Genomic DNA, 14,986 nt, shown 5'->3' on the forward strand with positions numbered 1-14,986 from the left:
TAATGTATTCCAAACAACAATTGGCAGCCGTTATTAAATACGGTGTCATGATTGTATCTACTTTACCAGTCATTGTGGTTTATCCATTCCTACAAAAATACTTTGTAAAAGGAATGATGGTTGGTTCGGTAAAAGGTTAGTCTTTTATTCGATACCGCTAAATTTGATTAAAAGTGTAAAAACACTGTTTAATAAAAATGTTACAAGGGGAGATATTAGGAAATGAAGAAAACAAAAGTACTTGTCGGTCTACTTGCTTGTGGTGTTTTACTTGCAGCATGTGGTAACGGCGGAGGAAAAGACAAAGAAGCGGCAAACGTTGAATTAGGTACCGCAGGTGAATTCCCAGTTGTCAAAGAAAAATTAAAAATGACAATGATGGGACCAGGTACGGGTTCCGCTGAGTGGGCAGATATGGATTTTTTCAAAGGAATGGAAGAAAAATCAAATATTGAATTTTCATTCACGACGCCACCAATGGCTGACTTTGGAACAAAACTAAACTTAGCGTTCGCATCCGGTGATTTACCAGACGTATTATTCGGAACAGATACAAATACGTTAACACCTGCCATGGAAATGGATTATGGTAGTCAAGGCATCTTAGTTCCAATTGAAGACTTGATTGCTGAAAATATGCCAAACTTTAGCAAAATTTTAGAAGAAAATCCAGAAATCCGTAAATCAATTACGACACCAGACGGTCATATTTATTCTTTACCAATGGTGCACCGTGGAAATACTGCAATCTGGCCACGTGGTCCAATTTGGTACAATGGTGAGTGGTTAGACGCATTAGGCGTAACAGAATTACCAAAAACAACCGATGAATTTTATGAATTGCTTGTTCGTTTCCGTGATGAAGATCCAAATGGGAACGGCAAAAAAGATGAAATTCCATTGACTGACGTTAAAATGGATTCGACTCGTCCATGGTTAATGGCGGCATTTGGGATTACAGACCGTACCATCGAAGAAATTGACGGGGAAGTTGTCTTTACACCAGTAACAGAAAACTATAAAGAGTATTTAAAATTCATGAATAAATTATATTCTGAAAAATTATTAGACCCAGAAGTTTATTCGCAAGCGGATGAACAAAAGAAAGCCAAAGGACAAAATAACCAAATCGGTTTATTCCCAGATTGGTTCTCATTCTTTACAACGGGTCGTCAAGAAAATGAAGCAATCATGGATCCGATGTTCTACCCATTAACATCAGACATCAATCCTGAGCGTATCACCCCAGGTAGCCCACGAATGGGTCGTTCAACATTTGCAATTACAAGTAATAACCCTTCACCAGAAGCAACTTTACGTTGGGTTGACTACTTCTACAGCGAAGAAGGTTCAGACTACTTGAACAAAGGACCAGAAGGCGGATTCTGGGAATATGCTGAAAATGCAAAAGGTGAGCAAGTACGTGTCTTTGCCAAAGGCGTTGATCCAGCTGAGTCAGAAGATGCTCGTTCAAAAGTCACACCTGACTACGGAATCATGGTACCAAAAGTAGAATTCCCAACAGATACCGATGATCCAGCAGCTTCTGTTTTACCAGAGCCAGATGCAGTCAACGATACAACATTCCAAGACTTCATTACTGCTGAAACAGAAGAAAAAATTACGCCATTTGCAAAAGTAACATTCCCATTATTATACTTAACAACGGAAGAGTCTGAAAAAGTACGTGACTCTGCAACGGACTTAAGTACTTATGTGGAACAAATGGAAGCGAAGTTTATCACTGGTTTAGAGTCAATCGATAAAGGTTGGGACAACTATGTGAAAACAATCGAAGGTATGGGTCTAGAGCAATACATTGCGACTTACCAAACAGCTTATGATCGTTGGGCAAGTGCAGAATAATGTATAATCAAAAAACGAAGACAGAGAAAAGCTCTCGCGTCTTCGTTTTTTTTAGCAAAAAATCCTTGTTCCGCTGGCTTAAGGTCATGGCCTTTTTGGAAGAAAAGCAGGACAAAGAACCTGAAAGGGGTTGCTGTCTTTTCTCCTGACGAAAAAAAGAAGGAAAAATCATTAAAATTAACAGAAAAATGTGGATTCTTAGTGTATTTTCATTGTTTTAAACTAAAAATTTTTAACGTTTTATGTTAAGCTATGACTATAGGTTTTTTATCAGCTTTTAGGGGGCAACCAATTTATGAGAGAAATGAAAGGAATTATCAAAGGAAGTTATGTTCTCGGGCAGACAATCATTGATGGGTTGTTTTTACAACTTTTATTCGTCTTATACACCTTAAGAGGAGCAATCATCCTGGGCATTTTTCCGGCGCTCGCGTCAGTCTTCCAAGTCATTTATCTCTTTTTCATTCGTGGAAAAGAAATGGTAAAGATTCGTGAAGAATTTGGGCGGTTTTATCAAAAATACTTTAAAATGAGTAATTACTTAGGTTACACGATGTCCGCCATCGGAGGTTTTTTATACTTCGATTTACAAGTGAATAAAACGTTTATTCGTTCAGCACTCATTCACTACGGTTTAATTATTGTCTTAGTGCTCTTTTTAGGGGCCTGCCTGTTCGTATTTCCAGTCTTATGCCGTTATGAACTGACGTATAAACAGTACTTGCGTCAAGCAGTCGCACTCTTTTTCACCAATTTAACGGAATCAATCGCTATGCTTGTGGGTACCTTTGTCGTGATGTGGATTTATGTCGGCTTACCGATCTTACTCGTGATTGCAGGGATTCCCTTAATTGTCACACCGGTCATCTGGTTTGCCTTACAAGGGATGAAGAAAACAGAAGCGAAGGTTGAGTCTTTATGAAAAAGCCAACCTTTTCGATTCGTTCCATCCCAAAGCTACGGTTTGATTTCAAGCGACGTACCTTTCACCGCTATGTCTATTCTTACCTACTCGTTTTCTTGTTACCGTTTTCGATTGTTTCGTTTATTTGGTATCGCACATCGACGACGAGTATTAACGACCAAATTGACTTATCGGCAAAAAATCAGTTAATCCAAGTCCAGTCGATCATGTCTGGTAACTTGAGTCAATTAGACTTGATTACCAAACAAATGACCTATAATTCTGCACTAACCGAAAAGATGGCAACGCATCCATACTATGCAAGTGAAATGTTAAAAGAATTACAGCGTTACAAACTGTATAGTTCGCTTATTGAAGAGTTATACATGTATTTTTATGATTTACCAGACAAAATTTTTTCATCGAGTGGACAGTTAGATTTGTCGACATTTATCGGTCGCCGTTATGATAACTTTGTCTTTAATGAAAAAGAATTAAGAGAATCTTTAAAGACAACGGTTCCTTTGATTCTGACGGTTCCGGAAGTGGCATATAAGGATGGACTCGGATTGATGTCTTACTTTGTGCCACTGACCACGCCAGAAGGGAGTCCTTATGGTTCGGTCATGTATACCATGAAGATGACAGACATTCAACGTGCCTTAGAAAAAGCCGTGAATGAAGAAACTGGGAAAGTCTTTATGTTTGACCGTGAGAACCGCTTGTTAGCAGCCTCTTCTCCGACAACGATACCTGAATTCATGCGTCGACCTGCTGCGGTGAACGCCTTACTCAAAGAAACAACTAAAAAAACAGAGGATGGCGTTTTTCGAGTGACGGCCGTTCAAGATGAGGATTTTGGCATTACTTATTTAGCGATGACGGATGCCAGTTTAGCTTTAAAAGACGTGAAAGCGACTCAGATGCGTTCCCTCTTACTGGTGCTCTTTTTACTTGGAGCCGGTGTGAGTGTCGTGTTCTTTATTAGTCGTCGTCAGTACAAACCCATCCATGAACTTGAAAAATTAATGGAACAACAAGTCGGTGACGTGGCTGCGGATGAGGAACTTGATAGCTTAGATAAAATTGGCTATCAAGTGGTGACTTTCTTAAAACAAAACAAAGAGCTCCATCAAGAGATTCGTCGCCAAACGCCACATGCGCGAGAACAAGTCTTACGGAAATTACTGGTTGGCCGTTTTAGAGATGAAGAAGAAATCCAATTGTTACTAAAAGCGGTGGATGTTCAACTCTTTCAAGCAGGCTACTTTGTGATGTTGGTCGATACGAAAATGGTGACGACAGCAACGAGTATTCAAAACCAAGAATTCCTAATGAGTTTTTTAGATGACCTTTCAGGTGAAGATTACCATGCCTACGGTTCCGAATTACTTTCTAGCCAAGCAATTGCTTTACTGGTCAGCATGGAAAAAAACAGCGATCCACATCAAATTGTGAAAGAGATTCTGGCGAAGATCGTTCTAGAAAATGTGGTCGCACCGGCCGTCGGTGTCGGGGCCGTTGTACAAGAGTTATCGGCCGTTAACCATTCCTATATTGAAGGGTTAGCTGCGTTGGAGTATCATACAATCTCTGGTTTACCCAATCAGATTTTATTCTTCAACGATATTAAATACACGAAGAAAAATGAAGATTTTTCTTACCCAACAGAAGAGCAATTGAAGCTTCGTCAAAGTTTGCAACAAGGGAACTACGCGATTGCAGAAGAAACGATTAATGAGCTGGTACAAAAAGGCATCCAAGAACAGCCCACGATTGCGGGCATGAAGCTTTATAGCTACTATTTATTAAATAGCGTTGTCACAATAGGGGTTGAAATTGTCGGTCAAAATTTCTTCCAAGAAGCTGAGAAAACAGCAGAATTCACCAATATTTTTGAACTACAAAAAGAGCTGCTTAAGATGAGTCAACGCATTTGTTTGGTTGTGGAACAAAATCCAAAAAACCAAGAATCGCAGTTGCAAAAAGACATTTTTGCTTACTTAGACGCCCATTATGCCTCACAAGATTTTTCATTAGAAAAAGTGGCCGAGGCCTTTGAAGTCTCCGTTTCTTATTTAAGTCGCTTTATCAAAAAAGAAAGTGGCGTCACGTTCTCTAAATATATTCAAGACCGTCGTTTAGAAAAAATTAAACGGGATCTAATTGAAACGGGTGCGCCGATTAAAGATATTATTACAGCAGCTGGTTATTACGATGTATCAAATTACACTCGAAAATTTAAGTCGATTGTCGGGATGACTCCTGGACAATATCGCGAAAAAAATCGTTAAAAAAAAGGAGATTTGATTGTGGTTAACAGATTAATTAGTGCGACAGCATCACAAATTCGTCAAATGAATCGAGAGGAACTGTTTGAGTCGATCAAAGCAAGTGAAGGGCGCGTCATTGTTAGCGAGAACGTTTGTTGTTCGGCAACCGCTTCGGATAGTACAACGAATGCGGAACTAGCCGCCGCTTTTGGGGCAGACATGCTTTTACTGAATTTATTTGACTGCTTCAATCCAGTCGTGATTGGCTTGCCAGGAATTGGTCTATCGGAAGCCTTTGATTACTGGGCGCACCCAGAAAAAAACACACGAAATCCAATTGAGGAACTGAAACATTTAACCGGTCGGTTGATTGGGGTCAACTTAGAGCCAGTTGCTGAAGAGCAAGCAACCATGGGTCAAAAAGTTGAAATTGGCAACGGGCGGAAAAGTACCGCCGCAACCTTTCAAGCTGCAGAAAAATTAGGTGTTGATTATATTTGTTTAACAGGTAACCCAGGTACTGGAGTGACAAATGAACAAATTGCCTCAGCCATTAAGGTCGGTAAAGAAAACTTCAACGGCTTAATTATTGCTGGGAAAATGCATAGTTCAGGCGTGGACGAACCAATCATGACTTCAGAAGCAATTCATGCCTTTGCTCAGGCTGGGGCAGATATTTTATTGCTGCCAGCTGTGGGGACCGTTCCAGGTTTTGATCAAGCAGAATTAAAAGAAGCGGTAAAATTAGCCAAGCGCTTAGGGATGTTAACCATGTCAGCGATTGGTACGAGTCAAGAAAGCGCGTCACCAGAAACGATTCGTCAGATTGCTCTATGGAATAAAATGTGTGGTGTCGACTTGCAGCACATCGGGGATGCTGGCTATAGTGGCGTGGCACCTTGCGAAAATATTTATCATTTATCCGTGGCGATTCGCGGAATGAAACACACGATTCAAATTATGTCACGCTCGATTAACCGTTAAAAACTTGAACATTTAAAAAGAAAAAATAGTTAGAGGATCAAAGGTACCCCCTTTGTTATCCTCTATTTTATTGGATGGGGTTTGGATGAAAAAAGAAAATGTGCTAGAAATCAGCCGATCGCTTATTAAAATTATGTTTGGAAATGTTTTGTTAGCTTTGGCTTATGCCAAATGGATGGTTCCTCATAATATTATTAACGGGGGCGTCACCAGTTTGTCTCTGGTTTTACAAAAAGTCACGCAATTGCCTTTGCCTGTATTAACGAATAGCCTAACGGTTCTTTTGTTAATCATTTGTGGCATCTTCCTTGGAAAAGCGAGTTTTATGAAATCAATTGTGAGCAGCCTATCTTATATGTTTTTTTTCACGCTGTTTTATTCGCTCCCTTTTTCGCTAAGCATTGCCTTACCGATTGATTTCTTGTTGGCTTGTTTTGTCATTGCTTTTGGTTATTACTGTTGCCTATCCGAAGGTTCTTCAACGGTCGGCGTCGATGTGATTGCGCTTGTTTTGTACAAAAAAAATCCCAAACGAAATTTAGCCAAGATGATTCGACATTTAAATGTCCTTGTTTTGATTTTAGGCTTTGTGACGTACGGCTGGCAGGCGGTTGCAATTGGTTTAATTTTTAGTGTCGTGTATGCTTGGTTCTTAGAGAAGTTTTTAGCACTGGGGGAAGCCTGGTCGTTTAAAGCTGCGAAAATGATCAAAAATGACTGATGTGTATTCCTTGCGAAAGCGCGAATAAGAGAAACACATATTGTTTTGTATTCGTTTACTTAGTAAAGTAGAGTTAATACTATGAGGAGGACTGAAGAAAAGATGATTAAATTTCCAAAAGATTTTTTATGGGGCGCAGCAACTTCTGCACCGCAAACTGAAGGAGCAGCATTAGCCGATGGCAAGAGCCCGTCGACATGGGACAAATGGTTTGAAATGGAACCAGAATTATTCTTCGATCAAGTCGGACCAAATGATACATCAAATGTCTATTACCAATATAAAGATGACGTAGCATTAATGAAGAAAATGGATATGAATTCCTACCGTACGTCAATTGCTTGGACACGTTTATTACCAGACGGTAAAACGTTGAACTTAAAAGCAGTTGAATTTTACCGTAACTACTTCCAAGAAATGATTGATAATGGCGTAGAGCCAATGATTAACTTATTTCACTTTGATATGCCTTGGTGGTTAATGGAAAAAGGTGGTTGGGAAGCAAGAGAATCCGTTGACCATTTTGCCTTTTATGCTAAAACTGCTTTTGAACAATTCGGTGATTTAATTAAATCATGGGCAACGTTCAACGAACCTTTAGTTCATATCGAATGTGGTTACATGGGGGATGCGCACTGGCCGAAAGTACGTGACTTCAAACGTGCCATTCAAGTCGGTTACCATACAATGTTAGCGCATGCGAAAGCAGTCGAAGAATACAAAAAAGGACCAAACAACGATGGGAAAATCGGAATTATTTTAAACTTATCTCCGGTCTACGCGAAAAGTGACGAGCCTGCTGACCAAGAAGCACGTCATAAAGCAGATTTAATTTATATCCGTAGCTTTGTTGATACGGTTGTAAATGGTTACTTCCCAGAAGAATTAATCGAGATGTTCCGTGAAAGCGATTTGTTACCAACGACTTTAGAAGGTGACCGTCAAATCTTTGAAGCCAATACCGTTGACTTTGTCGGTGTTAACTACTATCAACCATTACGTGTGCAAGCACCAGAAAATCCAGTCTTCCCAGCGCAGTCACCAGGGGCATGGGCACGTGGCTACAACTGGCCTGAAAAACGGATTAACCCTCACCGTGGATGGGAAATCTTCCCAGAAGGGATTTATACGATTGCGATGCGCATGAAAAATGACTACGGCAATATGCCTTGGTTCATTTCTGAAAATGGTATGGGTGTGGAAGGCGAAGAGAAATTCATGGATGAAAACGGAATTATCCAAGATGATTACCGAATTGAATTCCTAGAAGAACACCTAGAGTTCCTAGCAAAAGCAATCGATGAAGGAAGCAACTGTTTTGGTTACCACATGTGGACATTCTCTGATTGTTGGTCATGGTTAAATGCCTACAAAAACCGTTACGGTTACTACCGGATTAATCGCGATGATAATTACCGTCGTTCAGATAAGGCAAGTAGCTACTGGATGAAAGATGTTATCAATAACAATGGATTTACAATAGGAGAAAAATAATGACTTTTAAAAATGATTGGACACTTTCTATAAACCATCCGAGCCTTTTAGTGGTTGCAAGACGTTTAAACCAATTGATTGAAAAAACTGGTGGGGTTGCTGGAGCAATTTCTCAGACTGCAACAGATGGTGCGATTTCTTTAAATTTGGATCGAAAAGCTTCAACCAATAAAATTGAAAAGTCTGGTAAAATTGTGATTACAGGTACTTGTACGAAGAGCGTTCTTCGTACAGGGGCTTATGCGATTTTACGAGAAACTTTAGGACAATTGACTGCTGGTGAAACAAAGGTTGATTACGCACAAGATCGTCGAGTACTGATGTTGGATATGGGTCGGAAATTCTTTTCGAAAGAAATGATTATGAAGTTGATTGACGCCTTAAGTTTTGCGCAATTTAACTTCTTACAATTGCATTTTTCTGAAAATGAAGGGTTCCGAATCGAATGTGAAACGGCACCTGAAATTGTATCAGAAGAGCATTTAACTAAAGCTGAGATAAGGGAAATTATTCAATATGCGCAATTTGCAGGGATTGAAATTATTCCGGACTTTGATAGCCCTGGGCATTTGAAACAAATTTTGAAAGACCGTCCAGAATGGCAATTGGTTAAGAAAAATGCAGAGGGAGACTGGGAAAAAAATCCAACTGCTTTGGATATTTCAAACCCAGAAGCCGTTGACTTTATCTTATCCATCTATCGTGAATTTGCAGAACTCTTTTCAAGTAGCCGTTATTTCCATATTGGAGCCGATGAGTTTGTTGACTTTGATGAAATGGAAGCTTATCCAGAAATTCGTGGCTACGCGAAAGAAATGTATGGCGAAGCAGCAGAAGGTATTGATGCTTTCGTTGGCTACGTGAATCGTGTGATTGAAGAAATCAACGGCCTTGGTTTCATCCCGCAAGTTTGGAATGACGGGTTCTTCCGTTTGAATCGTGCTGAGATTGTGAAACTTTCAAAGGAAGTAGAAATCAGTTACTGGACGAAATGGAACCAAAACATGGCACCTGTGGACACTTTTGTTGAAAAAGGGTATACCATTACCAACTTTAACGATAATTACTTCTACTATGTGTTAGGGGAACATGCAGGGTATACGTATCCAGAATACGAGAAGATTACGGATAAGTGGACGCCAGAGATGTGGCCGCAAGACCAAGTCGTCGCGTTAGATCCAGTTCAATTACCGGGTGTGGCTGTTGCGATTTGGAGTGACCGTCCAGAAGCGCAAACAGAAGAAGAAGTGTTAACGAATGCCTCACCGATTTTATTTGCTGTGATGCAAAAGCAATCAGGCGAAGTCTTTGCGACAAAAACAGACATTGATGGTTTCTTAGAGAAATTATTTAAATAAGAGGGTTGTTCGTCAAATCGTGTGGATGGACCCGAATGAGTAAAAAATCGTCGGAAACGGTAGAGAAATGATTTCTCTATCGTTTTTTTTGCTTGAAAAAAGAGGGGAAACCTGCCGCTCTTCTACGAAAAATTTCCTTGTGGATGTAAGCTGCGAGACCACTTCGAGCCCGTAGTCTCTCAGCTCGAAAGCTTCAAACTCGAGGATAAGTGCAAGGCACTAACCTCGAGTCATTCACATTTCGTCTTTTGACGTAGCGAGCACAAGGCCTTTTTCTCCGATTCGCTAATGTTGCTTGAACAACATTTATCGATTGTCAAATCATTTAAGAGGTAGAAAAAATCAAACCCTGAATGATAGAAATTCGATCTCTTAAATGAAGTGTGCATGTTTTGTGAAATCAGATACAGTACCTAGCTCGCGTAATGAAGTTCTGACTACTTCTAATAAATAGTGATGTAAGAAAGGTTTTTGATCTTCATCGAGTTCTTCTTTGTATTTCTCGTTAAGAGTGAAACAATCAATACCATTGATTACTCGCTCTTTTTTCACTCAAACAAAGAAAAAAATCACCAAGATTTTACAATCTCAGTGATTTTTTTCTAATGCTTATAATTCAACAATCTTCGTCCCATGCACTTCTGAAACACCTAAAACTTCAGCTACTTCTGCAGCATTTTCAAAATTGACACCGCCACCAGGCAAGATGATGATACGTCCATTGGCATAGGCAATCAGTTCTTGTAGGTGTGAGTAGTTCTCGCTGATTGGCGTTCCAGCGACACCGCCGTGAGTTAAAATACGATCGACGCCATGCGCCACTAACCAATCAATCGCTGCAAATTGTTTGTCGACAGGCATCGCATCAAAAGCCATATGGAAAGTAATGGGGAGGCCAACTGCACGGTCAATTAAGACTTCTAAAGCCTCTTCATCCAAATCACCTTCTGCAGTTAAGCAGCCTAGCACGACACCATCTGTCCCTAATTTTTTCGCTTCAATTAAATCCGTTTCCATAATTTTTAGCTCATGGTCGTTGTAGACGAAATCACCACCACGAGGACGAATAATCGTCATAATTTGTACGCCGTGTTCATGAGCGTAAGCAACGGCACTTTCGATGACACCTGCACTGGGGGTTGTTCCGCCCATTGTTAAGTTGTCACATAGTTCGATTCGTTTTGCTCCTTGGGCAATCGCTTTTGGAATATCGGTAAAGTTTTCAGCACAAAATTCTTTTAGCATGTATTCATTCTCCTTTAAATTTCTCTCACAGATAGTTCCATTTTAGCATAAAAGTGTGCTAAAGTAAGGAAGAAAGCGTAGGGGAAATCAAATGTTAAAAAAAATTGATCGAGGGGCATTATTTATTCAAGAGGAAGCACAACGCTTCCGTTGCCCGATTTGCCATCAAGAAATGTTGGCCAAAGAAAAAACGTTGCTTTGTGAGCAAGGGCATCGTTTTGATTTATCGAAAAAAGGGACGCCATATTTTTTAAATCATCAAGTGAAAACAGAATATAATCAAGCCATGTTTCAACATCGTCGGCAGTTAATCTTGGCGGGCATGTATCAGCCGCTCCTTGATTTCATTGCACCTTATTGTGCGAAACAAAGGGTCTTAGATGTTGGTTGTGGCGAGGGGAGTTTTTTACATCAATTAAAGACCCAGACGCCATTGTTGCCAAGTATTGGCTTTGATTTATCGAAAGAAGGGGTCTATTTAGCTTCAGACTATGGCGAGGAGTTGTTTTGGTGTGTGGCCGACTTAACGAATTTGCCTTTTCAAAGTCAAAGTTTTGAGACCATTCTTAATCTTTTTTCACCATCGAACTATCAAGAATTTACACGTGTCTTAACTCCAGGAGGACAGTTAATTAAAGTGGTTCCTGGAAGTGGGTATTTGAAAGAATTACGGGCGGCTTTTTACCCTGAAGATCAAGCCAAACAAAACTATTCGAATCAGGCAGTAGTGGATAAGTTTCAAGAAACTTTTCACGAAAGTGAGCGTCATTTGTTGACGTATGTCTTTGAGGTCCCTGAAAATTCACAACTTTCCTTGTTAGAAATGTCACCCTTAGAGTGGGGAGTTGCGCCAGAAATAAAAAAAGAATTACAAAAGAATCCGCTAAAAAAGATTACAATTGACTTAGAAGTACTAATTGGTCGGAATTCACGCGAAATTATGAACATTATGTGAAAATTCTTATAGTATTTTATTGAATTACTCAGAAGGAAATGGTATATTAAGAACAAGTTAATTTTCATTGGTTTTTATCAGCATCCTGTTCTGATAAAAGTTAGTGAAAAGAACTTCACTAACGTATCGACTCGCCGTGCTAGACACCGAGTTGCTGCGTTTTTTTTTTGAAAAAATGTAAATTTACAGAAAAAGAGGGAAAAGTCATGAACCATATCGCATTATTTGAACCGCAAATTCCAGCCAATACAGGAAATATCGCTCGAACTTGTGCAGCAACCAATACGCCCTTACACTTAATTGAACCATTGGGCTTTTCAGTCGATGACAAGCAGCTAAAACGAGCGGGCTTAGATTACTGGCATGACGTTGAAATTTATTACCATCCGAACTTAGCGGCTTTTTTATCCTTTGTAGGTGATCGTTCCCTCCATTTGATTTCGAAATTCGCGAATCGTTCATACAGCGAAGTAAACTACGCCGATGGGGAAGATCATTTTTTTATTTTTGGTAAGGAAACAACTGGGTTGCCAGAAAGTTTCATGCGTGAAAATGCGGAGAAGTGTTTACGCATTCCAATGAATGATGAACACGTTCGTTCGTTAAATTTATCCAACACGGCCTGTATGATTGTTTATGAGGCTTTGCGCCAACAAGGTTTTCCAGGATTAGAAGTGACACATCATTATGAAAATGATAAAATTGATTGAGAGATGATTCATAGGGAAAGGAGCGTACAACGGTGTCTGAGAGTCTGTATATCGTCGGCAAAGTTGTCGCGATTTTTTATCAAAATCCATCCAATTTTTATAAAGTTATTTTAATTAAAATTGTCGAAACAAATAGTGATTGCCGCGACGATGAACTCGTTGTGACTGGCAGTTTTGGCGAGATTCAAGAAGAGGAGTTGTATCGCTTTTTTGGCTCGTTTGTTGAACACCCAAAGTATGGGAGACAATTGCAAGTGGATACCTATCAAAAAGAGCAACCGACTTCTGAGAGTGGCTTGATTCAATATTTGTCCAGTGATCAGTTTCCAGGAATTGGGAAAAAAACCGCCGAACGAATTATTGATGAACTAGGCGAAGAAGCGATTGATCGCATTTTGGAGGATCCGAGTGTCTTAGAAAGCATCCCTGCACTAAACGAAAAACGTCGGGTGACCTTGGTGGAAACCTTACGGCTGAATTATGGAATGGACCAAGTAATTGTTGGTTTGAACCGCTATGGTTTTAGCAGTCATTTTTCGTTTGCCATTTATAAATGTTATAAAAACGAAGCGCTTGAAATCATCGAGGAAAATCCTTATCGTCTCGTCGAAGATATTGAAGGGATTGGGTTTAAAAAAGCAGATCAGATTGCAGAAGAAATTGGGATTGAGTCGACCTCGCCTCAACGGTTACGAGCGGCACTTCTCTTTCAAGTGATGCAGCAATCCCTACAGACAGGGCATACGTATGTCGAGGCGCAAGTATTGTTGGAGCAAGCTTTAACGCTTTTAGAAACTAGTCGACCGGTTGAAATTCAACCGGAAAAACTAGCGGATTGTGTGATTCAACTGGTAGAAGAGGGGAAAATCCAGCAAGAAGGAACACGTCTTTTTGAAAACAGTTTGTATTTTGCTGAAGTCGGGATTGCCTCGCAAATTCAGCGGCTGTTGGACGGACAAGCGTCCTTGAATTACCCAGAAGAAACGTTAAATAAACTGGTTCGAAAAACAGAAAAGCGTCTTGGGATGACTTATGGTCCCTCTCAAGAAGTCGCGATTAAAGCAGCAATCTCCTCGCCGCTCTTTCTTTTGACAGGTGGACCAGGGACCGGGAAAACGACCGTGATTAATGGCATCGTTCAAATGTTTGCTGATTTACATGACATCGAACTTGATGTAAAGAAACAGACGGATGAAAACTTTCCGATTCTACTTGCAGCACCAACTGGTAGAGCTGCAAAACGGATGAACGAAACGACTGGACTGCCTAGCAGTACGATTCATCGATTATTGGGTCTAAACAGTCATGAAACCCCTTCTGAAGAAGGCACAAAAGAGCTAGAAGGCGCCTTGTTAATCGTCGATGAAATGTCTATGGTCGATACTTGGCTGGCGAATACGTTATTAAAAGCGATTCCTGAAGGGATGCAAGTCATTTTGGTAGGAGATAAAGATCAACTGCCCTCGGTTGGACCGGGACAAGTGTTGCATGATTTGTTAGAAATACCGACAATCCCCAAACAAGAGTTAACAGAAATCTATCGTCAGGGAGATGGTTCGAGTATTATTCCTTTAGCCCACGAAATTAAAAATGGAGAAGTTCCTGCGAATTTGCTCGAAAATCAAAAGGATCGTTCTTATTTTCGTTGTGATGCGCAGCAAATTGAGCCGATTATTGCCAATATTGTGACCAAGGCAAAAGAAAAAGGCTTTACTCCACAAGATATCCAAGTTCTAGCGCCAATGTACCGTGGGGTAGCAGGGATTAATGCCTTAAATCAAATGATGCAAGAAATTTTTAATCCGAATGAAAACGGGAAGAAAAAAGAAGTCCAATTTAATGATGTGGCTTATCGAATTGGCGATAAAGTTTTGCAGTTACAAAATATCCCAGAAAAAAATGTATTCAACGGTGATATGGGGCAGATTGTTGGGATTACTTATGCCAAAGAATCGGAAGATAAGGTCGATGAATTACTGATTCGTTTTGACTTGAATGAGGTCAGCTACACTCGGAATGAGTGGCAACAAATCACGCTGGCTTATTGTTGCTCCATACATAAAGCGCAAGGAAGCGAATTTAAGATGGTCATTTTGCCGATGGTTCATCAGTATCGGCGTATGCTGCAACGCAATCTTTTGTATACAGCAGTAACGCGTAGTAAGGAACTTTTGATCTTACTCGGAGAGCCGTCTGCTTATCAACGAAGCATTGAGCAAGAGTCGCACATTCGCTTGACTGCTTTAAAAGAACGGATTTTAGGTGAAGAAATCGCAGTTTCTGTTGTGCGAGAAGAAAAGCAGGAAGCAGCGAGTTCAAACGGACGTACCGTAAAGGATATGCCTGTTGAAATAGTGGAAGAAACCGCTGAAGCCCCAGACTATTTAACGATTGAAATGGTCCAAAAAGCACAAGTGGATCCGATGATTGGCATGGAAAATCTCAGTCCATTTGATTTTATGCCAGTGAATTAAAA

At 40.2% G+C, this 14,986-nt stretch carries 11 protein-coding genes and 1 pseudogene; 11 read left to right on the plus strand and 1 reads right to left on the minus strand.

The window, feature by feature from the left end; genetic code table 11:
• From ACYSNO_RS11295 to ACYSNO_RS11330, 8 genes and pseudogenes are all read left to right on the plus strand, one after another.
• Positions 1 to 140 (plus strand): annotated as a pseudogene (locus ACYSNO_RS11295) (carbohydrate ABC transporter permease); the annotation flags it as partial.
• An 82-nt stretch (positions 141 to 222) separates the two neighbouring features.
• The gene (locus ACYSNO_RS11300) at positions 223 to 1,866 is read left to right on the plus strand and encodes an extracellular solute-binding protein (RefSeq protein ID WP_461731183.1); all 1,644 of its coding nucleotides are present in this window, start codon (positions 223 to 225) and stop codon (positions 1,864 to 1,866) included.
• Between the two features lie 295 nt (positions 1,867 to 2,161).
• A complete protein-coding gene (locus ACYSNO_RS11305) occupies positions 2,162 to 2,788 on the plus strand; it encodes a YesL family protein (RefSeq protein WP_461731184.1) in 627 nt (208 codons plus the stop codon).
• Positions 2,785 to 5,064 (plus strand): helix-turn-helix domain-containing protein, encoded by a 2,280-nt coding sequence (locus ACYSNO_RS11310; protein WP_461731185.1) that lies wholly within the window; start codon positions 2,785 to 2,787, stop codon positions 5,062 to 5,064. The genes ACYSNO_RS11305 and ACYSNO_RS11310 overlap by 4 nt, the downstream gene beginning before the upstream one ends.
• Positions 5,065 to 5,082: 18 nt before the next feature.
• Complete coding sequence (locus ACYSNO_RS11315) at positions 5,083 to 6,027, plus strand: DUF7916 family protein (RefSeq protein ID WP_461731186.1); 945 nt, start codon at positions 5,083 to 5,085, stop codon at positions 6,025 to 6,027.
• A gap of 85 nt (positions 6,028 to 6,112) precedes the next feature.
• Positions 6,113 to 6,748 (plus strand): YitT family protein, encoded by a 636-nt coding sequence (locus tag ACYSNO_RS11320; RefSeq protein WP_461731187.1) that lies wholly within the window; start codon positions 6,113 to 6,115, stop codon positions 6,746 to 6,748.
• A gap of 102 nt (positions 6,749 to 6,850) precedes the next feature.
• Complete coding sequence (locus tag ACYSNO_RS11325) at positions 6,851 to 8,242, plus strand: glycoside hydrolase family 1 protein (protein WP_461731188.1); 1,392 nt, start codon at positions 6,851 to 6,853, stop codon at positions 8,240 to 8,242.
• Complete coding sequence (locus tag ACYSNO_RS11330) at positions 8,242 to 9,600, plus strand: family 20 glycosylhydrolase (protein ID WP_461731189.1); 1,359 nt, start codon at positions 8,242 to 8,244, stop codon at positions 9,598 to 9,600. Before ACYSNO_RS11325 ends, ACYSNO_RS11330 begins: the two co-directional genes overlap by 1 nt.
• A gap of 609 nt (positions 9,601 to 10,209) precedes the next feature.
• Here ACYSNO_RS11330 and ACYSNO_RS11335 read toward each other — a convergent pair.
• Positions 10,210 to 10,845, minus strand: a complete 636-nt coding sequence (locus ACYSNO_RS11335; RefSeq protein ID WP_461731190.1) for a copper homeostasis protein CutC — start codon at positions 10,843 to 10,845, stop codon at positions 10,210 to 10,212.
• A 91-nt stretch (positions 10,846 to 10,936) separates the two neighbouring features.
• Here ACYSNO_RS11335 and ACYSNO_RS11340 point away from each other — a divergent pair, with 91 nt between their 5' ends.
• The 3 genes from ACYSNO_RS11340 to recD2 all read left to right on the plus strand — a co-directional run bounded on the left by ACYSNO_RS11340 (position 10,937) and on the right by recD2 (position 14,984).
• Complete coding sequence (locus tag ACYSNO_RS11340; RefSeq protein ID WP_461731191.1) at positions 10,937 to 11,800, plus strand: methyltransferase domain-containing protein; 864 nt, start codon at positions 10,937 to 10,939, stop codon at positions 11,798 to 11,800.
• Positions 11,801 to 12,006: 206 nt separating this feature from the next.
• Positions 12,007 to 12,510 carry a tRNA (uridine(34)/cytosine(34)/5-carboxymethylaminomethyluridine(34)-2'-O)-methyltransferase TrmL gene (gene trmL / locus ACYSNO_RS11345; protein WP_461731192.1) on the plus strand — a complete coding sequence of 168 codons (504 nt, stop codon included), beginning with the start codon at positions 12,007 to 12,009 and terminating at the stop codon, positions 12,508 to 12,510.
• A 32-nt stretch (positions 12,511 to 12,542) separates the two neighbouring features.
• Positions 12,543 to 14,984 (plus strand): SF1B family DNA helicase RecD2, encoded by a 2,442-nt coding sequence (gene recD2 / locus ACYSNO_RS11350; protein WP_461731193.1) that lies wholly within the window; start codon positions 12,543 to 12,545, stop codon positions 14,982 to 14,984.
• Positions 14,985 to 14,986: the final 2 nt, after the last annotated feature.

It is taken from the genome of Enterococcus sp. LJL98 (assembly GCF_054871745.1).